We start from the raw sequence: 23,011 nt of genomic DNA on the forward strand, positions 1-23,011 counted from the left end.
CCCGGCGGACCACCGCCCCGGCAAGGTCCGCGATCCAGCAAGATCAACAGACCGCAGTCGGACAGCACAACCGGTCGCCGAGCCAGAAGGCCGACGTCCGCTCCAGGGAAGGACCCTTCGTGAGCGACACCACCGATCTGATGGGCGTGACTGCCGACAAGAGCGTCGACAGCGCCGCGCCCGCCGAAGGTGCTGCCACTGGCACCACCGCACGGCGCCGCCGCTCCGGCACCGGCCTCGAGGGCATGGTCCTGGCCGAGCTGCAGCAGGTCGCGTCCGGCCTCGGCATCAGGGGCACTGCGCGGATGCGCAAGAGCCAGCTGATCGAGGTCATCAAGGAGGCGCAGGCCGGCGGCGGATCCGCCGCCCCCAAGGCCTCCTCCAAGGCCGCAGAGGCCCCCGCCGAGGCGGAGAGCAAGCCGAAGCGCCGCGCGACCTCGAAGGCGCGCACCGGGGACGAGGCCGCCGCTGCCACCGCCGAGAAGGACACGGCCCAGCAGCAGATCGACATCCCCGGTCAGCCGGCCAGCGACGACCAGCCCGCGGGCGAGCGTCGTCGCCGTCGTGCGACCGCGCAGGCGGGCAGCCCCGACACCAAGACCGAGGCGAAGACCGAGGTCAAGGCCAAGGCGGAGCCCCAGGCCGAGCAGAAGACCGAGGAGCGGGGCGAGCCGAAGGGCGACGCCAGGGCCGAGGCGGCGGCCGACACGGCCGAGGGCCGTCGCGGCGACCGTCAGGGCCGCGGTGAGCGGGGCGACCGCGGTGAGCGCGGTGAGCGTCGTGAGCGTCAGCGCGACCGCCGCGGCAAGGGCGACGACCAGGGCCAGCAGGGCGGCGGCGGGCAGCGCCCGCAGCGCCAGGGCCAGGGCGGCGGCGGTCAGGGGCAGGGCCAGCAGAACCGTGACAACGGTCCGCAGGACGACTTCGACGACGAGGCGGGCGGCCGTCGCGGCCGTCGCGGCCGCTACCGCGACCGCCGTGGCCGTCGCGGACGCGACGACTTCGCCAGCGATGTGCAGGTGGCCGACGACGACGTCCTGATCCCCGTCGCGGGCATCCTGGACATCCTCGACAACTACGCGTTCATCCGGACCTCCGGCTACCTGCCGGGCCCGAACGACGTGTACGTCTCGCTCGCCCAGGTCCGCAAGAACGGCCTGCGCAAGGGCGACCACGTCACCGGCGCGGTGCGCCAGCCCAAGGACGGCGAGCGGCGCGAGAAGTTCAACGCGCTGGTCCGCCTCGACTCGGTCAACGGCATGGCCCCGGAGTCGGGCCGCGGCCGCCCCGAGTTCCAGAAGCTGACCCCGCTCTACCCGCAGGACCGGCTCCGTCTGGAGACCGACTCCAACATCCTGACGACGCGGATCATCGACCTGGTGGCCCCGATCGGCAAGGGGCAGCGCGGGCTCATCGTGGCCCCGCCGAAGACCGGCAAGACCATGATCCTCCAGGCCATCGCCAACGCGATCACGGTCAACAGCCCCGAGTGCCACCTGATGGTCGTCCTGGTCGACGAGCGTCCGGAAGAGGTCACCGACATGCAGCGGTCGGTGAAGGGCGAGGTCATCTCCTCGACCTTCGACCGTCCCGCCGAGGACCACACCACCGTCGCCGAGCTGGCCATCGAGCGCGCCAAGCGTCTCGTCGAGCTGGGTCACGACGTGGTCGTCCTGCTCGACTCGATCACCCGTCTGGGCCGCGCGTACAACCTCGCGGCGCCGGCCTCCGGCCGCATCCTGTCCGGTGGTGTCGACTCGACCGCGCTCTACCCCCCGAAGCGCTTCTTCGGCGCCGCGCGCAACATCGAGGACGGCGGCTCGCTGACCATCCTCGCCACCGCGCTCGTCGAGACCGGCTCGCGCATGGACGAGGTGATCTTCGAGGAGTTCAAGGGCACCGGCAACATGGAGCTCAAGCTCGACCGGAAGCTCTCGGACAAGCGTATCTTCCCGGCGGTGGACGTCGACGCGTCCTCCACCCGCAAGGAAGAGATCCTGCTCGGCACCGACGAGCTGGCGGTCGTCTGGAAGCTGCGCCGGGTGCTGCACGCGCTCGACCAGCAGCAGGCGATCGAGCTCCTCCTGGACCGGATGAAGAAGACCCAGTCCAACGCGGAGTTCCTGCTCCAGATCCAGAAGACGACGCCGGGCAGCGGAAACGGCAACGACTGACGTTCTTCCGCTGTTCCGCTGTTCCGTTGTTCCGCGAAAGCGCCCCGTTACCCCGGTGACGAGGGCGTTTTCGCGTTATACGATCAGCGGCAGTAGGTGGGGGGGAACGTATTTTCTATACGCCCACTGTGATGTCTCCAGTGGGGAGAACTCTCTCCTTCGCATGCACGTACACGGCGCCGCCACCGAGGTGCGCCGTGTTCATCGAGGGGAGTCCTGTGACATCTGGCAGACGGAGGGCGTTCATGACCCTCCCCGTGGCGACTGCCGTGCTCGCTCTGGGAGCCGGGGCGCTCGCCTCCGTTCCCGCGCAGGCCGCGGACACGGTCCCGCTTCCGGGCAAGCAGAACACCCAGGCGCGGTCCGACGTACCGCAGGCCGAACTGCTCGACACCGTCAAGGGATCGGCCGCCAAGCTGGCGGAGGGCGAGTCGGGTGCGCCCGCGCCCGGCGGAACGACGGAACCGGCGCCGGAGCGCACCGCCGATCCGAAGATCATCGGGGGGTCCGAAGCCCTGATCTCCGAGGCGCCGTGGATGGTGCAGCTGCACTACTACGACGACAAGGGAACCTCCGGCACCGCGGACGACGAGAGCTACTTCTGCGGTGGCACGCTCGTCGCGCCCGCCAAGGTCCTGACCGCCGCGCACTGCGTGGACGGACTGGACTGGAACAAGAACGGTGCTGTCCTGGGGGGCACCGCCAAGCTCCCGGTCGGCAATGACCTGAACGGCGGCCAGGCCGTCGGAGTCTGGCGTCAGTGGGTCCACCCCGCTTACGACGACGTCGCGTTGAGCAGCGACGTCGCCGTGCTGACGCTGGGCGCGGCCCTCCCGTACAAGACGCTCCAGCCGGCCTCCGGCGCCGAGACGGCGCTGTACAAGCAAGGCACCCGCGCCACCGTCTACGGCTGGGGCCGCACCAGCTCCACCAGCGAGGCCATCTCGCCGACGCTGCGCAAGGCCACGGTGCCCATCAACGCCGACTCCACCTGCGCCTCCTTCTACGGCTCCGAGTTCACGGCCGGGAAGATGACGTGTGCCGGAGTACCCGCGGCGGGCCAGGACGAGGGCACCGTATCGCCGTGCAACGGCGACTCCGGTGGTCCGCTCGTGGTCAACGGCCGTATCGCGGGCGTCGTTTCGTGGGGCGTCAGGGACTGCGTCGCCACCGGCGCGTACAGCGTCTACTCCAAGGTCAGCTCGTTCTTCGGGCAGATCAACCCCCGGATCGACGACGCCAACCTCAACTTCGACACCACGGCGGACCTGTTCGCCCGGCAGTCGAAGGGCGAGGCCTTCGAGTACTACTCGAACGGCAAGGCGTTCACGGCGCCGGCGGCCCTCGGCAACTGGGGCGCGGCCAACCTGGTGCGTCAGGTCGACTGGGACCGCGACTTCTACCAGGACTACATCTACCGCGTCGGCAACGACCTGTACTGGTCCTACTTCGACGGCTCGGACTGGGCCGAGAAGAGGATCGGCACCGGCTGGTCGTCGTTCAAGAACATCCTCTTCCCCGGCGACGTCACCGGGGACGGCAACCCCGACCTCGTCGGCATCGACAGCACGGGCACCCTCGTCACCTACCCGGGCCGCGGCGACGGCACCTTCGCCGCCAAGGTCACGGCGGGCTCCGGATGGGGATCGCTGAAGCTGTTCGGCAAGGGCGACTACAGCGGTGACGGCATCCCGGACCTGCTGGCCCGTGACGGACAGGGCCAGCTGTGGCTCTACGCCGGCCGTCACAACGTCGCCTCGCCGTTCGCCAACAAGGTCCTGGTCGGCACCGGCTGGTATTTCTCGGCCTACGTCGCCACCGGGGACAACACCGGTGACGGCAAGGCGGACCTCACCGTCCGCGACAGCGCCGGCGTGATGTGGTTCTACCCGACCAGCGGTTCGGCCACCAAGCCCTTCGGGCCGAAGCTGAAGGCCGGCACCGGCTGGAACGGATTCAACCTCTTCGGCTGATCCCGGCCGACGTCGGCCGGCCCGAGACCTTGGCCACACCGGCCCCGGTCGGCGGGCCGCCCGGCGCATCGCTGTACCGAGCACGAAACCCCAGGTGAACGCCGCCTCACGGCCCGTTCGCCCGAGCGTCCTGTGGCCCCCGTCCCCCGACGGGGGCCACAGGCGCGTATGCAACCCTTCTTGCTGCTTCGGCCGTCCCACCAGGAGAGGCCGACCGCGCGTGGAACACCACGGCAGGGGGCAGACGGGCAACAGGAGTGACGAGGAGACGCGTGAGCGAGCAGAGCAGGAGCACCGGCCGCATACGCGGCACCGGCAGCCGACGGAGGAAGCCGTCCCGCCGGCACCGTGCCAAGGTCGTCGCGGCCTGGACGGCGGCGGGTGTCGTGGTCGTCGGCGGAGCCGGACTCGGATACGCCTACCTGGCGCTCGACGGCAACCTCTCCAGCATCGACATCGACGCCAAGCTCGGCACCGACCGTCCCGACGACGTGGACGACGGCTCGCAGGACATCCTGGTGCTGGGCTCCGACTCGCGCTCCGGCGACAACGGGAAGTACGGCGAGGACGAGGGCGCGGCCCGCTCCGACACGGCGATGGTCATGCACATCGACAAGGGCCACAAGTCCGCGAGCGTCGTCTCGATACCCCGCGACACCCTGATCGAGCGCCCCGCCTGCGAGAGCGACACCACCGGCGACGAGGTCCCCGCCGAGCACCGGACGATGTTCAACACCGCCTACGAGGTCGGCGGGCCCGCCTGCGCGGTGAAGACCGTCGAGTCGATGTCCGGCATCCGCATGGACCACTACCTGGAAGTCGACTTCACCGGCTTCAAGGAGCTCATCGACGAGCTCGGCGGCGTGGAGATCACCACGAAGACCGCGATCGACGACTCCAAGAGCCACCTGGACCTGGAGCCGGGCACCCACACGCTGAACGGCGAGGAGTCCCTCGGCCTCGTCCGTACGCGCAAGAGCGTCGGCGACGGCAGCGACCTCGGGCGCATCCAGCTCCAGCAGGCGTTCGTCAAGGCGCTGATGGAGCAGGCGAAGAGCGTCGGGGTGCTCACCAGCCCCACCAAGCTCTACGGCCTCGCGGATGCCGCCACCAAGGCCGTCACCACCGACTCCGGGCTCGGCTCCGTCAAGAAGCTCACCGGTTTCGCGGGCGGCCTCAAGGGGCTGAACGCCAAGAACGTCCACATGGTGACCCTGCCCGTGGAATACGACCCGGCCGACCCGAACCGGGTCCTGCCGCAGGAGAAGGCCGGCCGGCAGGTCTGGGCCGCCCTCAAGCACGACCGGCCGATTCCCGCCTCCGCCACCGAGAAGTCGGCCGGCGACAAGGGCGACGCCGCCGAGGTCGTCGAGTAGCCACGCACCCGTCACGCTCCGTCGGGGAATACCTGCGCCCCGCCCCCGGTTTTGGGAGATACGGCCGGTCCTGGCAGACTGGTACGTCGGCCCCGGTTCACGGCCGCGCAATCCGCGCGGACGACCCGGCGCCCTCCCGAAACTAGGAGACACCTTGAAGCGCGACATCCACCCCGAGTACGTCGAGACGCAGGTCAGCTGCACCTGCGGTGCGTCGTTCACCACCCGGAGCACCATCGACAGCGGCGCCATCCGCGCCGACGTCTGCTCCGAGTGCCACCCGTTCTACACGGGCAAGCAGAAGATCCTCGACACCGGCGGCCGCGTGGCCCGCTTCGAGGCCCGCTTCGGCAAGGCTGCCGGCTCCGCCAGCAAGTAGCGAGCCACTGCGCCGGTTCTCGGCGTCCTCTTCCCGGGGGCGTCGGAACCGGCGTTTTTTCCGATCGGGCGCCCGGGGGAACCCCCGCCGGACGCCCCACCGGGCAGTACGCCCTCCAGCAGGCCCGCAGACGCACAACCAACCAGGAGCCCCCGAATGTTCGAGGCGGTCGAGGAACTGATCGGTGAACACACCGGTCTCGAGAAGAAGCTCGCCGACCCGTCGGTCCACGCCGACCAGGCCAACGCGCGCAAGCTGAACAAGCGCTACGCGGAGCTGACCCCGATCGTCTCCACGTACCGGACCTGGAAGCAGACCGGCGAGGACATCGAGACCGCGCGCGAGTACGCCGCGGACGACCCCGACTTCGCCGCCGAGGTCAAGGACCTGGAGAAGCAGCGCGAAGAGCTCACCGAGAAGCTCCGCCTCCTCCTCGTCCCGCGCGACCCCAGCGACGACAAGGACGTGCTCCTGGAGATCAAGGCGGGCGCCGGCGGCGACGAGTCCGCCCTGTTCGCGGGCGACCTGCTGCGCATGTACCTGCGCTACGCCGAGCGCGTCGGCTGGAAGACCGAGATCATCGACTCCACCGAGTCCGAGCTCGGCGGCTACAAGGACGTGCAGGTCGCCGTGAAGACCAAGGGCGGCAACGGCGCCACCGAGCCCGGCCAGGGCGTCTGGGCCCGGATGAAGTACGAGGGCGGCGTGCACCGCGTGCAGCGCGTGCCCTCCACCGAGTCCCAGGGCCGCATCCACACCTCCGCCGCGGGCGTGCTCGTCACCCCCGAGGCCGAGGAGGTCGACGTCGAGATCCACGCCAACGACCTGCGCATCGACGTCTACCGCTCCTCGGGCCCCGGCGGCCAGTCCGTCAACACGACCGACTCCGCCGTCCGCATCACGCACCTGCCCACCGGCGTCGTCGCCTCCTGCCAGAACGAGAAGAGCCAGCTCCAGAACAAGGAGCAGGCCATGCGCATCCTGCGCTCCCGGCTGCTGGCCGCCGCCCAGGAGGCCGCCGAGCAGGAGGCCTCCGACGTACGCCGCAGCCAGGTCCGCACCGTCGACCGCTCCGAGAAGATCCGGACGTACAACTTCCCGGAAAACCGCATCTCGGACCACCGCGTCGGCTTCAAGGCGTACAACTTGGACCAGGTGCTCGACGGAGAGCTGGACGCCGTCATCCAGGCGTGCGTCGACGCCGACTCCGCCGCCAAGCTCGCCAACGCGTAAGCGACCCGCCCGCCCCGCACACCCGTAACCCCTACGGAGATCCGCGATGAACCTGCTGCTCGCCGAGGTGGCCCAGGCCACCCAGCGGCTGGCCGACGCCGGTGTCCCCTCACCGCGATTCGACGCCGAGGAACTCGCGGCCTTCGTCCACGGGGTGAAGCGGGGCGCGCTGCACACGGTGCCCGACACCGACTTCGACGCCCGGTACTGGGAGACGATCGCCCGCCGCGAGGCCCGCGAACCGCTCCAGCACATCACCGGCCGCGCCTTCTTCCGCTACCTGGAGCTCCAGGTCGGACCCGGCGTCTTCGTGCCCCGCCCGGAGACCGAGTCCGTCGTCGGCTGGGCCATAGACGCGGTGCGCGCGATGGACGTCGTCGAGCCCGTCGTCGTCGACCTCTGCACCGGATCGGGCGCCATCGCGCTCGCCATGGCGCAGGAGGTCCCCCGCTCGCGGGTCCACGCCGTGGAGCTGTCCGAGGACGCGCTCAGGTGGACGCGGAAGAACGCCGAGGGGTCCAGGGTCACCGTGCACAAGGGAGACGCCCTGAGCGCCCTTCCCGAGCTCGACGGCCAGGTCGACCTGGTCATCTCCAACCCGCCGTACATCCCGCTCACCGAATGGGAGTACGTCGCCCCCGAGGCCCGCGACCACGACCCGGAGATGGCCCTGTTCTCCGGCGAGGACGGCCTCGACACCATCCGCGGCATCGAACGCACCGCCCACCGCCTGCTGCGCCCCGGCGGCCTCGTCGTCATCGAGCACGCCGACACCCAGGGCGGCCAGGTGCCGTGGATCTTCACCGAGGAGCGGGGCTGGGCGGACGCCGCCGACCACCCCGACCTGAACAAGCGCCCCCGGTTCGCCACCGCCCGCAAGGCCATGCCGTGACCGGCCCCCAACACCACCACCCGTACCCGTACCCGCTCCAGGAGGCCGGCTGATGGCTCGGCGATACGACTGCAACGACGCCACCGACCGGACCACGGGCCTGCGCGAGGCCGCATCGGCCGTCCGCCGGGGCGAACTGGTCGTGCTGCCCACCGACACCGTGTACGGGATCGGTGCGGACGCCTTCACCTCGGAGGCCGTCGCGGACCTGCTGGACGCCAAGGGCCGGGGCCGCAACATGCCCACCCCCGTCCTCATCGGCTCACCGAACACGCTGCACGGCCTGGTCACCGACTTCTCCGAGGAGGCCTGGGAGCTCGTCGACGCCTTCTGGCCCGGCGCCCTCACCCTCGTCGCCAAGCACCAGCCCTCCCTCCAGTGGGACCTCGGCGACACCCGCGGCACCGTCGCCATCCGGATGCCCCTGCACCCGGTCGCCATCGAGCTGCTCACCGAGGTCGGCCCGATGGCCGTCTCCAGCGCCAACCTCACCGGACACCCCTCGCCCGAGGACTGCGACGCCGCCCAGGGGATGCTCGGGGACTCCGTCTCCGTCTACCTCGACGGCGGCCCGACGCCCGGCATCGTGCCGTCCTCGATCGTCGACGTCACCGGCGCCACCCCGGTCCTGCTGCGCGCCGGCGCCCTCTCCGCCGAGGAGCTGCGCAAGGTGGTCCCCGACCTCGAGGTGGCCAATTGACCGCCCCCGAGGGGCGTGGCATAGCGGGGCGGACCGACACCTTCCGCATCCTCCACGTCAGCACCGGCAACGTCTGCCGCTCACCGATCACCGAGCGACTGACCCGTCATGCCCTGGTGGACCGCCTCGGCGACCCGCTCAGCGGCGGCCTCGTCGTGGAGAGCGCGGGCACCTGGGGCCACGAGGGCGCGCCCATGGAGGCCAACGCCGAGATCGTCCTCGCCGACTTCGGCGCGGACGCCACCGGCTTCGTCGGCCGCGAACTGCTCGACGAGCACGTGATCCGCGCCGACCTGGTCCTCACCGCCACCCGCGACCACCGCGCCCAGGTCATCTCCATGGGCCACTCCGCGGGCCTGCGCACCTTCACGCTCAAGGAGTTCACCCGGCTGGTGCGGGCCATAGACCCGGCCACCCTGCCCGACCCGCGCGACGAGGGCGTCGTCGAGCGCGCCCGCGCCCTGGTGCGCGCCGCCGCCGCGCTGCGCGGCTGGCTGCTGGCCCCGACCGCCGAGGCGGACGAGGTCTTCGACCCCTACGGCGCCCCCATCACCTTCTTCCGCTCCATCGGAGACGAGATCAACCAGGCGCTCGACCCCGTCGTCACCGCCCTCACCGGCGTACCCGCCCCGCACTGAAGGGGAGCTGCCCCCGCCGTACCGGGGCGGGTGCGCCGACCGGCGTACGGCACGCCGCGACAGCGGGCACGGCGCCCGGTCCCGGCCTACATTGGAGCTGACACCGGCACCCCTCGCCGGCGTACCCACCTCCAGGCCCGGAGCCGTCCCATGCCGGTCACCTCTCCCGCCGTACCCGCAGCCGTGTCGCCCGCGCCCGACGCGCTGCCCCAGGACTTCGGCGCCCTGCTCCGCCAGGACCCGGAGCTCGCCGGGGTCCTGCTCGCCGAGAGCGGCCGGCAGGCCACCACCCTCCAGCTGATCGCCGCCGAGAACTTCCAGTCGCCCGCGGTCCTCGCCGCCCTCGGCTCCCCGCTCGCCAACAAGTACGCCGAGGGGTACCCGGGCGCCCGCCACCACGGCGGCTGCGAGCACGCGGACGCCGCCGAACGCGTCGCGGTCCGCCGGGCCACCGCCCTCTTCGGCGCCGAACACGCCAACGTCCAGCCGCACTCCGGCTCCTCGGCCGTCCTCGCCGCCTACGCCGCGCTGCTGCGCCCCGGCGACACGGTCCTCGCGATGGGACTCCCGTACGGGGGACACCTCACCCACGGGGCGCCGGGCAACTTCTCCGGCCGCTGGTTCGACTTCGTCGGCTACGGGGTCGACCCTACGAGCGGGCTGATCGACTACACCCGGCTCCGCGCCCTGGCGCGCGCCCGCCGCCCCAGGGCGATCGTCTGCGGCTCGACCACCTACCCCCGCCACCCCGACTACCAGCTGTTCCGTGAGATCGCCGACGAGGTGGGCGCGTACCTGATCGTGGACGCCGCCCATCCGATGGGGCTGATCGCCGGGGGAGCGGCGCCGAGCCCGGTCCCGTACGCCGACGTGGTCTGCGCCACCACGCACAAGGTGCTGCGCGGTCCCCGCGGCGGCATGATCCTCTGTGGCGCGGAGCTGGCCGAGCGGATCGACCGGGCGGTGTTTCCGTTCACCCAGGGTGGCGCGCAGATGCACACGGTCGCGGCGAAGGCCGTCGCGTTCGGGGAGGCGGCGACCCCCGCGTACACCCGCTACGCCCACCAGGTCGTCGACCGTGCCCGGGTGCTCGCCGCCGGCCTGGAGGCGGAGGGCTTCGAGGTCACCACGGGCGGCACGGACACCCACATCGTCGTCGCGGACCCGGCCCCGCTCGGCGTCGACGGCCGCACCGCCCGTGAGCGGCTGGCGGCGGCCGGTGTGGTCCTGGACACCTGCGCACTGCCGTACGGGGACGCCCGGGGCATCCGCCTGGGCACGGCCGCCGTCACCACCCAGGGGTTGGACGACGGGGACATGGCCCGGATCGCGGCCCTGTTCGGAGCGGCCGTACGGGAGCCGGGCGACGTGAGCCCGATCGCGGCGGAGGTCCGTGAGATGGCCGCGCGCCATCCGCCGTATCCGGGGTAGCGGAGTCCGCGGTACGCGGAGCGGAGGAGTCCGCCGTATCCGGGGCACACGAACCCTGTGCAACCATCACCCGTACCGTGGAGTCCTCGTTCTAGAGACTAGGGTGTGGTTTTTGGATGGCCGGCGAGTTCTGTGGGGCAGCCCGTGCGTGATTACCTGCTGACGCTCTGTGTCACGGCAGCGGTGACCTATCTGCTGACGGGACCGGTGCGTAAGTTCGCCATCGCGGTCGGGGCGATGCCCGCGATCCGTGCGCGCGACGTCCACCGTGAGCCGACACCCCGGCTCGGTGGGATCGCCATGTTCGGCGGACTCTGCGCGGGGCTGATCGTCGCGGACCACCTCTTCAATCTCCAGGGTGTCTTCGAACTCTCCAACGAGCCCAGGGCGTTGCTCTCCGGAGCCGCCCTGATCTGGCTGATCGGCGTCCTCGACGACAAGTTCGAGATCGACGCCCTGATCAAGCTCGGCGGCCAGATGATCGCCGCCGCCGTCATGGTCATCCAGGGGCTCACGATCCTGTGGCTGCCGATCCCCGGCGTCGGCACGGTGGCCCTCACCCAGTGGCAGGGCACGCTGCTCACGGTGGCGCTGGTCGTGATCACGATCAACGCGGTCAACTTCGTCGACGGCCTGGACGGGCTCGCGGCGGGCATGGTGTGCATCGCGTCGGCGGCGTTCTTCCTGTACGCGTACCGCCTCTGGATGGGGTACGGCATCGAGGCGGCGGCCCCCGCGACCCTGTTCGCGGCGATCCTGATGGGGATGTGCCTCGGCTTCATGCCGCACAACATGCATCCGGCGCGGATCTTCATGGGCGACTCGGGCTCGATGCTGATCGGGCTGGTGCTGGCGGCGGGCGCGATCTCGATCACCGGCCAGGTCGACCCGGACCTCATGAAGATCTTCGAGGGCAGTGAGCGCGAGGCCACCCACGCGCTGCTCCCGGTCTTCATCCCGCTGGTGCTGCCGCTGACGATCATCGCGATCCCGGCCGCCGACCTGGTCCTCGCCATCGTCCGTCGCACCTGGAACGGCCAGTCGCCGTTCGCCGCCGACCGGGGCCACCTGCACCACCGGCTGCTGGAGATCGGCCACTCGCACAGCCGGGCCGTGCTGATCATGTACTTCTGGTCGGCCCTCATCGCCTTCGGCGCCGTCGGCTACTCGGTGCACTCGGCGTCCTCGTGGATCGTGTTCGTCATCATCGCGGCGAGCGCGGTGGGCCTCGTCCTGCTGCTGATGCCGCGCTTCACCCCGCGTGCCCCGCACTGGGCCAACCGCTTCGTGCCGCCGCGCTACCGCCACCGCGGAGCGGAGGAGGATCCGGCCGTCCCGTACGAGGAGAAGCCGGTGCCCGTGGCCTCCGGGGCCCAACAGGGCTCGGCGGACGCGCGGATGGGCGAGGAGGCCGACGAACGCGCTCCCGTGGCGGTCGGAGTGTCCGGCGTCAACGGCGCTACCGCGATCGGCGCTCGTTCGCGGTTCGCGGATCGCCGCTCGGTCGACTCCTCGCGCTGACGATTCGGAACCCGCGGTGCATTACCAGACATTGCGCCGTCTTGTCGTGCACACACGCGCGGGTTAACTCTCATGTGTGACAGTTGGCACACCTTTGAGGTAAAGACCTCATCAAATAGTTTGTGATACCGTTCACGAGACCCGGTGACGGAGCCGAAGGACCCTTGCAGGACGGTCCATTGGCCCGAAAATCCGCCTCGCGGACCGGGCCTACGCTCGTCCATGACGACGCCCCATTCCTCCCCTCAGACCAGTGGAGCTGCCGCCATGCAGTCCGACATGCGCGAACTACTGCGCATCGCCACCCCCACCGCCGCGGTGGGAGCCGTCGCCACGCTTGTCGGCGGTCTGCTCGCCGGCGGCGAGGGGGCGATCGGTGCCGTAGTGGGCTGCGTGGTGGTCATTCTCTTCATGGCCCTCGGACAGCTTGCGCTGCAGTGGGTCGCCAAGGCCATGCCACACCTCTTCCAGGGAATGGGGCTGCTGGTCTACTCGGTCCAGCTCGTGCTCCTGCTCGTGCTCATCATGGGCATCAGGAACACGTCGCTCTTCGATCTCCAGGTCTTCGCCCTCACGCTGGTCGCCTCGGTGATCGCGTGGATCATCACGCAGACCGTGCTGCACGCCAGGAGCAAGACCCTGTACGTCGATCCGGAGGCGGAGAGCCGGAGGACCCCGGGTGGAACCGAGGGGAAGCATGACCAGTAGGGCCGGGATAAAGCCCTGTTCGACATGCTGCTATCGTCCGGTCTCGGTTGCGGTACTGCGGGCGCGGACAACACGGCTGTCGCCTGATTCATCGCGAGGCTTCGGGCCCGGCCGCCGCCTCCTCACCGTAAGAACCAGTCCGGTGCCGACCTGCGGCTGCCAGCCGCTCCGATACAACGAGGTAGCCGTATCCATGCGCCATGCAGAAGGAGCTCCTGGTGACTGCTGACGCCCAGACGCTCGCCTTCGAGGTTGACTGCCACCTGTTCCAGGGCTCGTGCGGATTCCCAGCCCCGAGCGCGTGGTCGTTCATCTTCGACCCGATCTTCACCATCGGTCCGGTCGAGTTCAACAAGCCGATGCTGCTGGCGATCATCGGAACGATTGCGATCCTGACCCTGTTCTGGATGGGCTTCTCCAAGCCCAAGGTCGTTCCGGGCAAGCTGCAGATGGTCGCCGAAGCGCTCTACGACTTCGTGCACCGGGGCATCGCCAAGGAGATCATCGGTAAGAAGGGCGAGCCGTTCGTCCCGCTGCTGGTGTCGCTGTTCTTCTTCGTCTGGATGATGAACCTCTGGGCGATCATCCCGCTCGCGCAGTTCCCCGTGAGCTCGCTCATCGCCTACCCGGTCGGACTGGCGCTGCTGGTCTGGGTCGTCTACATGTCGGTGACGTTCCGGAACAACGGTTTCGTTGGCGGTATCCGTAACCTGTGCGTACCGAGCGGCCTGCCCAAGCCGATCTACGTGATCCTGACGCCGATCGAGTTCGTCTCGAACATCTTCGTGCGACCCTTCACGCTGGCGGTCCGACTCTTCGCGAACATGTTCGCGGGTCACATCCTCATTCTGGTCTTCACGATCGCGACGTGGTACATGCTCGGCACCGTGCTCGGCACGGTGTACGCCACCGCGTCGTTCGCTGTGACGCTCGCCCTGACCGTCTTCGAGATGTTCATCCAGGCGCTCCAGGCGTACGTGTTCACCGTGTTGACCGCCACGTACTTGTCCCAGGCACTCGAAGAAGCGCACTGAGGACTCCCGGGCCACCGCCCGGACACCCCCTAGACGTCCGGTGGATGCAATCTCCACCGGCCACTCAAGAGAAGGAATCACAGATCCATGTCTGAGACTCTCGCAGCCGTCACGGGCAACATCGGCACCATCGGTTACGGCCTCGCGGCGATCGGCCCCGGCGTCGGCATCGGCATCATCTTCGGTAACGGTGTGCAGGCCATCGCCCGTCAGCCCGAGGCGGCCGGCCTGATCCGCCAGAACATGCTGCTCGGCTTCGCGGTCATCGAGGCCCTGGCCCTGATCGGCTTCGTCGCCCCCTTCATCTACCCGAAGTAGTCCAGGCGACCTGCCGATACGTTTCCGACGAAAGGTCCACCATGATGTACCTGGCAGCCGAGGAGGCGCAGAGCCCTCTGTTCCCGGTGTGGCCCGAGATCGTCATCGGCCTGATCTGCTTCAGCATCGTCTTCTTCGCCTTCTACAAGAAGCTCCTTCCGGCCATCAACAAGGTCCTGGACGAGCGTCGCGAGGCGATCGAAGGTGGTATCGAGAAGGCCGAATCGGCTCAGATCGAGGCCCAGAGCGTTCTTGAGCAGTACAAGGCTCAGCTCGCCGAAGCCCGCCACGAGGCCGCCCGTCTGCGCCAGGAGGCGCAGGAGCAGGGTGCCGTCATCATCCAGGAGATGAAGGCGGAAGGTCAGCGGCAGCGCGAAGAGATCATCGCCGCCGGCCACACCCAGATCGAGGCCGACCGCAAGGCCGCTGCCTCGGCGCTGCGTCAGGACGTGGGCAAGCTCGCCACCGACCTGGCCGGCAAGCTCGTCGGCGAGTCCCTCCAGGACCACGCCCGGCAGAGCGGCACCGTCGACCGTTTCCTCGACGAGCTCGAGGCGAAGGCCGAGGCAGCCCGATGAACAGCGCGAGCCGCGAAGCACTGGCTGCCGCACGCGAGCGTCTCGACGCGCTGACCGACAACACGTCGGTCGACGCGGCGAAGCTCGCCGAGGAGCTGGCATCGGTCACGGCGCTGCTCCACCGCGAAGTGTCCCTGCGCCGGGTCCTCACCGACCCGGCCCAGAGCGGCGAGAGCAAGGCCGAGCTGGCCGCGCGCCTGCTCGGCGGGCAGGTCGGCGGCGAGACCGTCGACCTGGTCTCCGGACTGGTCCGGTCCCGCTGGTCGCAGTCGCGTGACCTGGTGGACTCGGTCGAGGAGCTGGCGAACACCGCAGACCTCACCGCGGCCCAGCGCGGCGGCCGCCTCGACGACGTCGAGGACGAGCTGTTCCGGTTCGGCCGGATCGTCGGCTCCGACAAGGAGCTGCGCTCCGCGCTCACCAGCCGTACGGCCACGGCGTCTGCCAAGGGCGAGCTGCTCCGCAGCCTGCTCGGCGGCAAGGCGCAGCCGGTCACCGAGCGGATCATCGTCCGCCTGGTCACCCAGCCCCGTGGACGTAGCCTGGAAGCAGGGCTGGACTCGCTGTCCAGGCTCGCCGCGGAGCGCCGGGACCGCATGGTCGCCGTCGTCACCTCGGCGGTGCCGCTCAGCGACCGGCAGAAGCAGCGCCTGGGCGACGCCCTGGCGAAGCTCTACGGCCGGCCGATGCACCTGAACCTGGACGTGGACCCCGCGGTCCTCGGCGGGATCTCGGTGCGCGTCGGTGACGAGATCATCAACGGCACCGTCGCGGAGCGCCTCGAAGAGGCGACCCGGCGCATGGCCGGCTGACACAGCGCAGCGCAGAAGAACAAGCAAGACCAGCGGCCCGGTTGGGCCGTGCAGAAATTGCAGAAGATTCCTGGGGGTCGGCCCCCAGACCCCCTTAAGAAACTTCGGGCCCAACAAGGAGAGCAGGGAACCCAGATGGCGGAGCTCACGATCCGGCCGGAGGAGATCCGGGACGCACTGGATAACTTTGTCCAGTCGTACCAGCCGGACGCGGCCTCGCGCGAGGAGGTCGGTACGGTCAGCGTTGCCGGCGACGGCATCGCGAAGGTGGAGGGTCTTCCCTCCGCCATGGCGAACGAGCTGCTGAAGTTCGAGGACGGCACCCTCGGTCTCGCCCTCAACCTCGAGGAGCGCGAGATCGGTGCGATCGTCCTCGGCGAGTTCAGCGGTATCGAGGAGGGCCAGCCGGTGCAGCGCACCGGTGAGGTGCTCTCCGTCGGCGTCGGCGAGGGTTACCTCGGCCGCGTCGTCGACCCGCTCGGCAACCCGATCGACGGTCTCGGCGAGATCGAGACCGACAGCCGCCGCGCCCTCGAGCTGCAGGCCCCTGGCGTCATGGTCCGCAAGTCGGTGCACGAGCCGATGCAGACCGGCTACAAGGCCGTCGACGCCATGGTGCCGATCGGCCGCGGCCAGCGTCAGCTGATCATCGGCGACCGTCAGACGGGTAAGACCGCGCTGGCCGTCGACACGATCATCAACCAGCGCGACAACTGGCGCTCGGGCGACGTGAACAAGCAGGTGCGCTGCATCTACGTCGCCATCGGTCAGAAGGGTTCCACCATCGCCTCCGTGCGTGGTGCGCTCGAAGAGGCCGGTGCGCTGGAGTACACGACCATCGTCGCCGCCCCGGCGTCCGACCCGGCCGGCTTCAAGTACCTGGCCCCGTACACCGGTTCGGCCATCGGCCAGCACTGGATGTACGCCGGCAAGCACGTCCTGATCATCTTCGACGACCTCTCGAAGCAGGCCGACGCCTACCGCGCCGTGTCCCTGCTGCTGCGCCGCCCGCCGGGCCGCGAGGCCTACCCGGGTGACGTCTTCTACCTGCACTCGCGTCTGCTGGAGCGCTGCGCCAAGCTCTCCGACGAGATGGGCGCCGGTTCGATGACGGGCCTCCCGATCGTCGAGACCAAGGCGAACGACGTGTCGGCGTTCATTCCGACCAACGTCATCTCCATCACCGACGGCCAGTGCTTCCTGGAGTCCGACCTGTTCAACGCGGGTCAGCGTCCGGCGCTCAACGTCGGTATCTCGGTCTCCCGAGTCGGTGGCTCCGCCCAGCACAAGGCCATGAAGCAGGTCTCCGGCCGGCTTCGCGTGGACCTCGCCCAGTACCGCGAGCTGGAGGCGTTCGCCGCCTTCGGTTCCGACCTGGACGCGGCCTCGAAGGCCTCGCTGGAGCGCGGTAAGCGCATGGTCGAGCTGCTGAAGCAGCCGCAGTACGCCCCGTTCCCGATGGAGGAGCAGGTCGTCTCGGTCTGGGCCGGTACCACGGGCAAGATGGACGAGGTCCCGGTCGAGGACATCCGTCGCTTCGAGAGCGAGCTGCTGGAGTTCCTGCGCCGTGAGCGCAAGGACCTCCTGACCAGCATCGCCGAGGGCGGCAAGATGTCCGACGACACGCTGCAGTCGATCGCCGACGCGATCGCCGCCTTCAAGCAGCAGTTCGAGACCTCGGACGGCAAGCTCCTGGGCGAGGGCTGATCGATGGGCGCTCAGCTTCGCGTTTACAAGCGCCGCATCCAAGCCGTCACCGCGACCAAGAAGATCACCAAGGCGATGGAGATGATCGCCGCCTCGCGCATCGTCAAGGCACAGCGCAAGGTGGCGGCGTCCAAGCCGTACGCGACCGAGCTCACCCGTGCGGTGACCGCGGTGGCGACCGGCTCCAACGCCAAGCACCCGCTCACCACCGAGGTCGAAACCCCGACCCGGGCCGCGGTCCTGCTCGTCACGAGCGACCGCGGTCTGGCCGGCGGCTACTCCTCCAACGCCATCAAGGCCGCGGAGCGACTGCGGGAGCGCCTTGCCTCCGAGGGCAAGGAGGTCGACACCTACATCGTCGGCCGCAAGGGTGTCGCGTACTACGGCTTCCGCGAGCGCAAGGTCGAGGACTCCTGGACCGGCTTCACCGACAACCCGGCGTACAGCGATGCCAAGAGCATCGCCGCCCCGTTGATCGAGGCCATCCAGAAGGACACGGCCGAGGGCGGCGTCGACGAGCTGCACATCGTCTTCACGGAATTCGTGTCGATGATGACGCAGAACGCGGTCGACGACCGGATGCTGCCGCTTTCGCTCGACGAGGTGGCGGAGGAGAGCACCCGCAAGGGTGAGATCCTCCCGCTGTTCGACTTCGAGCCGTCGGCCGAGGACGTCCTCGACGCCCTTCTGCCGCGCTACGTCGAGAGCCGCATCTACAACGCACTGCTGCAGGCGGCCGCTTCCGAGCACGCTGCCCGCCGCCGCGCGATGAAGTCGGCGACCGACAACGCCGGGGACCTCATCAAGAGCCTGTCCCGGCTTGCCAACGCGGCCCGACAGGCCGAAATCACCCAGGAAATCAGCGAGATCGTCGGCGGTGCCAGTGCTCTGGCCGACGCGACCGCGGGGAGTGACAAGTAATGACGACGACAGTTGAGACGGCCGCTGCCACGGGCCGCGTCGCCCGGGTCATCGGCCCGGTCGTCGACGTGGAGTTCCCCGTCGACGCGATGCCGGAGATCTACAACGCCCTCCACGTCGAGGTCGCGGACCCCGCCGAGGACGGCGCCCGCAAGACGCTGACCCTGGAAGTCGCCCAGCACCTGGGTGACGGCGTGGTCCGTGCGATCTCGATGCAGCCCACCGACGGCCTGGTCCGCCAGGCCGCGGTGACCGACACGGGCAAGGGCATCACCGTGCCCGTCGGTGACATCACCAAGGGCAAGGTGTTCAACACCCTCGGTCAGATCCTGAACGAGCCGGAGGCCGAGGCGCAGATCACCGAGCGCTGGCCGATCCACCGCAAGGCCCCGGCCTTCGACCAGCTCGAGTCGAAGACCGAGATGTTCGAGACCGGCCTGAAGGTCGTCGACCTGCTGACCCCGTACGTCAAGGGCGGCAAGATCGGTCTGTTCGGTGGTGCGGGCGTCGGCAAGACGGTCCTCATCCAGGAAATGATCATGCGTGTGGCGAAGCTGCACGACGGTGTGTCGGTGTTCGCCGGTGTCGGTGAGCGCACCCGTGAGGGCAACGACCTCATCGACGAGATGACCGAGTCGGGCGTTCTGGAGAAGACCGCGCTCGTCTTCGGCCAGATGGACGAGCCGCCGGGGACGCGTCTGCGCGTGGCCCTGTCCGCCCTGACCATGGCGGAGTACTTCCGCGATGTGCAGAAGCAGGACGTGCTGCTCTTCATCGACAACATCTTCCGCTTCACGCAGGCCGGCTCCGAGGTCTCCACGCTGCTCGGCCGCATGCCGTCCGCGGTGGGTTACCAGCCGACCCTGGCCGACGAGATGGGTGTGCTCCAGGAGCGCATCACCTCGACGCGTGGTCACTCGATCACCTCGATGCAGGCGATCTACGTCCCCGCGGACGACCTGACCGACCCGGCCCCGGCCACCACGTTCGCCCACCTCGACGCGACGACGGTTCTCTCCCGTCCGATCTCCGAGAAGGGCATCTACCCGGCCGTGGACCCGCTGGACTCCACGTCCCGCATCCTGGACCCGCGTTACATCTCGCAGGACCACTACGCCGCGGCCAGCCGTGTCAAGGGGATCCTCCAGAAGTACAAGGACCTCCAGGACATCATCGCGATCCTCGGTATCGACGAGCTGGGCGAGGAGGACAAGCTCGTTGTCCACCGTGCCCGTCGCGTCGAGCGCTTCCTGTCGCAGAACACCCACGCCGCCAAGCAGTTCACCGGCCTGGACGGTTCGGACGTTCCGCTCGACGAGTCGATCTCCGCGTTCAACGCGATCTGCGACGGGGACTACGACCACTTCCCCGAGCAGGCGTTCTTCATGTGCGGTGGCCTGGACGACCTCAAGGCCAAGGCCAAGGAGCTCGGCGTCTCCTGAGCCTCCGGCTCACCGAGGGGGGTGGGTGTGTCCCGCCCCCCTCACCACGCCCCGTAGAATTGAACCGACACCCGGCCGGGCGGCCGGGTGGTGACCCGAGGAGCCACCCTTGGCTGCTGAGCTGCATGTCGAGCTGGTCGCCGCCGACCGAAGTGTCTGGTCCGGCGAGGCCACCCTGGTCGTCGCGCGCACCACGACCGGCGACATCGGCGTCATGCCCGGTCACCAGCCGCTTCTCGGTGTGCTGGAATCGGGCCCGGTGACGATCCGCACGAGTGAGGGCGGCACCGTCATCGCCGCCGTGCACGGTGGATTCATCTCGTTCGCGGACGACAAGCTGTCGCTGCTGGCCGAGATCGCCGAGCTGGCCGACGAGATCGATGTCGAGCGCGCCGAGCGGGCGCTGGAACTCGCGAAGTCGGACGCGGACGCCGCTGCCCAGCGGCGCGCCGACGTACGACTGCGCGCGGTGGCGGTGCGCTAGCACCCCCACTGACAGATGTCTTTACTCAGCCGCGGCCCGAGCTGGAGCGATCCAGCCGTGTCGCGGCTGAGGCGATGCAGGTGCAATACGGTTTCGGTGTTCGTTACTCGACGATGCGAGGAGGTCGGTGGAGATGGTCCTCGCGTTGTGGGTGGGCGCGTCCGTCATCGTCACGGTCCTGTTGGGACTGTTCGTCTTCGGCCTGCGCCGGAGGCTGATCCAGCGGTCCGGAGGGACCTTCGACTGCAGCCTGCGCTGGGACGTGTCGGAGGAACCCGATGCGCTCGGCAAGGGCTGGGTCTACGGGGTCGCCCGCTACAGCGGTGACCGCGTCGACTGGTTCCGGGTCTTCTCCTACGCTCCTCGCCCCCGCCGGGGCCTGGAGCGTTCTGCGATCGAGGTGATCGCCCGCCGGCTTCCGGAGGGCGAGGAGGAGCTCGCGCTCCTGTCCGACTCCGTCGTGCTCGGCTGTCTCCACCGCGGGACACGCCTGGAGCTGGCGATGAGCGAGGACGCCCTGACCGGCTTCCTCGCCTGGCTGGAGGCGGCACCGCCCGGCCAGCGGGTGAACGTGGCGTAGCGGGGCGCGTACAGGGCCGTACACAGCGGAAAACCGGGGAGACGGGGGGCGGACCCGTCTCCCCGGTGCTTTTCCGGGGTGCTACGTGCTTCGTGCTACGGCGTGGGGATTACTTCAGGCCGTTGGCCATCGCGCTCACGAGTTCGCCGTTGGTGGTGTCACCGGAGAACTCCCAGGAGAAGGCGCCTCCCAGGCCCTGGTTCTTCGCCCAGGTCATCTTCGAGCCGACGGTGGCCGGGGTGTCGTAGCTCCACCAGTTGGTGCCGCAGTGGGCGTACGCGGTGCCGGCGACGGTGCCGGTCGACGGGCAGGAGCTCTTGAGGACCTTGTAGTCCTCGATGCCCGCCTCGTACGTGCCCGGGGCCGCGCCGGTCGCCGTGCCGCCGGGGGCGGCCTGGGTGACGCCGGTCCAGCCGCGGCCGTAGAAGCCGATGCCGAGGAGCAGCTTCTTGGCCGGGACGCCCTTCGCCTTCAGCTTGGCGATGGCGTCGGCGGAGGTGAAGCCCTGCTGGGGGATGCCGGCGTACGAGGTCAGCGGGGAGTGCGGGGCAGTGGGGCCCTGCTTCGCCCAGGCGCCGAAGAAGTCGTACGTCATCACGTTGTACCAGTCGAAGGACTTGGCAGCGCCCGCGTAGTCCGCGGCATCGATCTTGCCGCCGTCGGAGGCGTCCGCGGTGATGGCGGCGGTGACCAGGTAGTTCGCGCCGAACTTCGCGCGCATCGCGTCGGCCATGGTCTTGATGGCGGCCGGGCCGCTGGTGTCACAGCTCAGACCACAGGCGTTGGGGTACTCCCAGTCCAGGTCGATGCCGTCGAAGACATCGGCCCAGCGCGGGTCCTCGACCAGGTCGTGGCAGGACTGGGCGAAGGCCGCGGGGTTCTGGACGGCCTGGCCGAAGCCGCCGGACCAGGTCCAGCCGCCGAAGGACCAGAGGACCTTGATGTGCGGGTACTTGGCCTTCAGCTTGCGCAGCTGGTTGAAGTTGCCGCGCAGCGGCTGGTCCCAGGTGTCGGCGACGCCGTCGACCGACTGGTCGGCGGTGTACGCCTTGTCGTAGTCGGCGTACGCGTCGCCGATGGTGCACTTGCCGTTCTGCACGTTGCCGAAGGCGTAGTTGATGTGCGTGATCTTCGCGGCAGTGCCGGACGTCACCAGGTTCTTCACGTGGTAGTTGCGCCCGTAGACGCCCCAGTTGGTGAAGTAACCCATGTTGACCTTGTCGCCGCCGGGCTGCTCGCCGCCGCCGCCGCCGGTGGTGCGCACGGAGACGGCGCCGGAGACCGGGCCGGTCTGGTCGGCGGTGTCCCGGGCCTGCACGGTGTAGGAGTAGTCGGTGCCCGCGGTCAGTCCGGTGTTGGTGTACGTGGTGCCGGTGACCGTGGCGACCTTCGCGCCGTCGCGCAGCACGTCGTAGTTCTTGACGCCCTTGTCGTCGGTCGCCGCGCTCCAGCTGAGCTTGACCGAGGTGTCGGTGACGTCGCTGGTGGTCGGGGTGCCGGGCGCCGAGGGGGCGTTGTCGCCGGGGACGCTGCCGCCGTCACAGGAGGCGCCGTTCAGCTTGCAGCCCGTGGGGGAGCCGGAGCCGGTGCCGTTGAAACCGAAGCTGATGCTGGCGCCGGGCGCGACGGTCCCGTTCCAGGAGAGGTTCTTGGCGGTGTAGTGGTTGCCGCTCTTTGTGAGGTTGGCGTCCCAGGCGGAGCCCGCCGAGGTGCCCGAGGGGAAGTCCCACTCGATGGTCCAGGAGGAGAGCGCGGTGGTGCCGGTGTTCTTCACCGTCCACTGGCCCTCGAAGCCGCTGCCCCAGTCCGACTTCTTGGTGTACGTGGCGGTGGCCGACGTGGCCGCCGAGGCGGGGGCGGCGAGCCCCACCATCGCGGCCAGCGGCACGACCAGCGCGGTGAGGCCCGCGACGACCTTGGAGCGGCCGCTCCGGACAGGGATCCATCGGAATCTGGATCGGCGTTGGGGGGAATCAGTGCTCAACGGTGCTCCTCGGGTGAGGTCCAACAAACGGGGGTGATTCGTGGACTGCAAACCCTGCGCCGCCCTGAGTACGGGTGCTCTCGTACTCACCGCAGTGTGTGACGGTGACAGTAGGAAGGTCTGGAC

At 69.4% G+C, this 23,011-nt stretch carries 21 protein-coding genes; 20 read left to right on the plus strand and 1 reads right to left on the minus strand.

All coding sequences use genetic code 11. The annotated features are described in order from the left end of the window. The first annotated feature begins 119 nt into the window (after positions 1-119). The 20 genes from rho (at position 120) to ACH4KB_RS02145 (ending at position 20,901) form a co-directional block, all read left to right on the plus strand. The gene (gene rho / locus ACH4KB_RS02050) at positions 120-2,174 is read left to right on the plus strand and encodes a transcription termination factor Rho (RefSeq protein WP_398062666.1); all 2,055 of its coding nucleotides are present in this window, start codon (positions 120-122) and stop codon (positions 2,172-2,174) included. 245 nt (positions 2,175-2,419) lie between these two features. Further along, positions 2,420-4,147: a trypsin-like serine protease gene (locus ACH4KB_RS02055; protein ID WP_398062668.1), complete on the plus strand. Its 1,728-nt coding sequence runs from the start codon at positions 2,420-2,422 to the stop codon at positions 4,145-4,147. A gap of 272 nt (positions 4,148-4,419) precedes the next feature. Next, positions 4,420-5,523 (plus strand): LCP family protein, encoded by a 1,104-nt coding sequence (locus ACH4KB_RS02060; protein WP_398062670.1) that lies wholly within the window; start codon positions 4,420-4,422, stop codon positions 5,521-5,523. A gap of 154 nt (positions 5,524-5,677) precedes the next feature. Further along, on the plus strand, positions 5,678-5,902 hold the full coding sequence (rpmE, locus tag ACH4KB_RS02065; RefSeq protein ID WP_015611364.1) for a 50S ribosomal protein L31: 225 nt from the start codon (positions 5,678-5,680) through the stop codon (positions 5,900-5,902). Positions 5,903-6,058: 156 nt separating this feature from the next. Next, positions 6,059-7,135: a peptide chain release factor 1 gene (prfA, locus tag ACH4KB_RS02070; protein WP_274033348.1), complete on the plus strand. Its 1,077-nt coding sequence runs from the start codon at positions 6,059-6,061 to the stop codon at positions 7,133-7,135. Positions 7,136-7,181: 46 nt separating this feature from the next. Then, positions 7,182-8,027 carry a peptide chain release factor N(5)-glutamine methyltransferase gene (prmC, locus tag ACH4KB_RS02075; protein ID WP_073878327.1) on the plus strand — a complete coding sequence of 282 codons (846 nt, stop codon included), beginning with the start codon at positions 7,182-7,184 and terminating at the stop codon, positions 8,025-8,027. Between the two features lie 52 nt (positions 8,028-8,079). Next, entirely contained in the window at positions 8,080-8,727 is a 648-nt protein-coding gene (locus tag ACH4KB_RS02080) for an L-threonylcarbamoyladenylate synthase (protein WP_007447713.1), read from the plus strand. Continuing rightward, on the plus strand, positions 8,724-9,365 hold the full coding sequence (locus ACH4KB_RS02085; protein WP_398062673.1) for a protein-tyrosine-phosphatase: 642 nt from the start codon (positions 8,724-8,726) through the stop codon (positions 9,363-9,365). The genes ACH4KB_RS02080 and ACH4KB_RS02085 overlap by 4 nt, the downstream gene beginning before the upstream one ends. Positions 9,366-9,515: 150 nt before the next feature. Beyond that, a complete protein-coding gene (gene glyA, locus ACH4KB_RS02090; RefSeq protein WP_398062675.1) occupies positions 9,516-10,796 on the plus strand; it encodes a serine hydroxymethyltransferase in 1,281 nt (426 codons plus the stop codon). Between the two features lie 132 nt (positions 10,797-10,928). After that, a complete protein-coding gene (locus tag ACH4KB_RS02095; protein WP_398062677.1) occupies positions 10,929-12,317 on the plus strand; it encodes an MraY family glycosyltransferase in 1,389 nt (462 codons plus the stop codon). A gap of 267 nt (positions 12,318-12,584) precedes the next feature. Further along, positions 12,585-13,025: a hypothetical protein gene (locus tag ACH4KB_RS02100; RefSeq protein WP_398062679.1), complete on the plus strand. Its 441-nt coding sequence runs from the start codon at positions 12,585-12,587 to the stop codon at positions 13,023-13,025. 200 nt (positions 13,026-13,225) lie between these two features. After that, positions 13,226-14,059 carry a F0F1 ATP synthase subunit A gene (gene atpB / locus ACH4KB_RS02105; protein WP_359761963.1) on the plus strand — a complete coding sequence of 278 codons (834 nt, stop codon included), beginning with the start codon at positions 13,226-13,228 and terminating at the stop codon, positions 14,057-14,059. 87 nt (positions 14,060-14,146) lie between these two features. Then, on the plus strand, positions 14,147-14,377 hold the full coding sequence (gene atpE, locus ACH4KB_RS02110; RefSeq protein WP_007447723.1) for an ATP synthase F0 subunit C: 231 nt from the start codon (positions 14,147-14,149) through the stop codon (positions 14,375-14,377). A 41-nt stretch (positions 14,378-14,418) separates the two neighbouring features. Beyond that, positions 14,419-14,955, plus strand: coding sequence for a F0F1 ATP synthase subunit B (locus ACH4KB_RS02115; RefSeq protein WP_007447726.1), 537 nt, complete (start codon positions 14,419-14,421; stop codon positions 14,953-14,955). Further along, entirely contained in the window at positions 14,952-15,767 is an 816-nt protein-coding gene (locus ACH4KB_RS02120) for a F0F1 ATP synthase subunit delta (RefSeq protein WP_398062682.1), read from the plus strand. The genes ACH4KB_RS02115 and ACH4KB_RS02120 overlap by 4 nt, the downstream gene beginning before the upstream one ends. Positions 15,768-15,902: 135 nt before the next feature. Then, positions 15,903-17,474: a F0F1 ATP synthase subunit alpha gene (atpA, locus tag ACH4KB_RS02125; RefSeq protein ID WP_398062684.1), complete on the plus strand. Its 1,572-nt coding sequence runs from the start codon at positions 15,903-15,905 to the stop codon at positions 17,472-17,474. Between the two features lie 3 nt (positions 17,475-17,477). Continuing rightward, positions 17,478-18,395, plus strand: coding sequence for a F0F1 ATP synthase subunit gamma (locus tag ACH4KB_RS02130; RefSeq protein WP_398062686.1), 918 nt, complete (start codon positions 17,478-17,480; stop codon positions 18,393-18,395). After that, positions 18,395-19,837 (plus strand): F0F1 ATP synthase subunit beta, encoded by a 1,443-nt coding sequence (gene atpD, locus ACH4KB_RS02135; protein ID WP_397921302.1) that lies wholly within the window; start codon positions 18,395-18,397, stop codon positions 19,835-19,837. The genes ACH4KB_RS02130 and atpD overlap by 1 nt, the downstream gene beginning before the upstream one ends. 109 nt (positions 19,838-19,946) lie before the next feature. After that, on the plus strand, positions 19,947-20,321 hold the full coding sequence (locus ACH4KB_RS02140; RefSeq protein ID WP_398062688.1) for a F0F1 ATP synthase subunit epsilon: 375 nt from the start codon (positions 19,947-19,949) through the stop codon (positions 20,319-20,321). A gap of 133 nt (positions 20,322-20,454) precedes the next feature. Beyond that, positions 20,455-20,901 carry a DUF2550 domain-containing protein gene (locus ACH4KB_RS02145; RefSeq protein ID WP_056702475.1) on the plus strand — a complete coding sequence of 149 codons (447 nt, stop codon included), beginning with the start codon at positions 20,455-20,457 and terminating at the stop codon, positions 20,899-20,901. 109 nt (positions 20,902-21,010) lie between these two features. On the opposite strand, the gene ACH4KB_RS02150 is transcribed toward ACH4KB_RS02145, so the two are convergent. Beyond that, positions 21,011-22,885 (minus strand): glycosyl hydrolase family 18 protein, encoded by a 1,875-nt coding sequence (locus tag ACH4KB_RS02150; protein ID WP_398062690.1) that lies wholly within the window; start codon positions 22,883-22,885, stop codon positions 21,011-21,013. Between the last annotated feature and the right edge of the window lie 126 nt (positions 22,886-23,011).

The organism is Streptomyces sp. NPDC017520, from assembly GCF_044329855.1.
Lineage (GTDB): Bacteria > Actinomycetota > Actinomycetes > Streptomycetales > Streptomycetaceae > Streptomyces.

Bases quoted from the DNA above. Each gene is read 5' to 3' on its own strand.
- atpD (WP_397921302.1), top strand. From the start codon at position 18,395: ATGACGACGACAGTTGAGACGGCCGCTGCCACGGGCCGCGTCGCCCGG.
- ACH4KB_RS02080 (WP_007447713.1), top strand. From the start codon at position 8,080: ATGGCTCGGCGATACGACTGCAACGACGCCACCGACCGGACCACGGGC.
- atpB (WP_359761963.1), top strand. From the start codon at position 13,226: ATGCAGAAGGAGCTCCTGGTGACTGCTGACGCCCAGACGCTCGCCTTC.
- ACH4KB_RS02100 (WP_398062679.1), top strand. From the start codon at position 12,585: ATGCAGTCCGACATGCGCGAACTACTGCGCATCGCCACCCCCACCGCC.
- glyA (WP_398062675.1), top strand. From the start codon at position 9,516: ATGCCGGTCACCTCTCCCGCCGTACCCGCAGCCGTGTCGCCCGCGCCC.
- ACH4KB_RS02115 (WP_007447726.1), top strand. From the start codon at position 14,419: ATGATGTACCTGGCAGCCGAGGAGGCGCAGAGCCCTCTGTTCCCGGTG.
- prfA (WP_274033348.1), top strand. From the start codon at position 6,059: ATGTTCGAGGCGGTCGAGGAACTGATCGGTGAACACACCGGTCTCGAG.
- atpE (WP_007447723.1), top strand. From the start codon at position 14,147: ATGTCTGAGACTCTCGCAGCCGTCACGGGCAACATCGGCACCATCGGT.
- prmC (WP_073878327.1), top strand. From the start codon at position 7,182: ATGAACCTGCTGCTCGCCGAGGTGGCCCAGGCCACCCAGCGGCTGGCC.
- ACH4KB_RS02145 (WP_056702475.1), top strand. From the start codon at position 20,455: ATGGTCCTCGCGTTGTGGGTGGGCGCGTCCGTCATCGTCACGGTCCTG.
- ACH4KB_RS02055 (WP_398062668.1), top strand. From the start codon at position 2,420: ATGACCCTCCCCGTGGCGACTGCCGTGCTCGCTCTGGGAGCCGGGGCG.
- ACH4KB_RS02120 (WP_398062682.1), top strand. From the start codon at position 14,952: ATGAACAGCGCGAGCCGCGAAGCACTGGCTGCCGCACGCGAGCGTCTC.
- ACH4KB_RS02130 (WP_398062686.1), top strand. From the start codon at position 17,478: ATGGGCGCTCAGCTTCGCGTTTACAAGCGCCGCATCCAAGCCGTCACC.
- atpA (WP_398062684.1), top strand. From the start codon at position 15,903: ATGGCGGAGCTCACGATCCGGCCGGAGGAGATCCGGGACGCACTGGAT.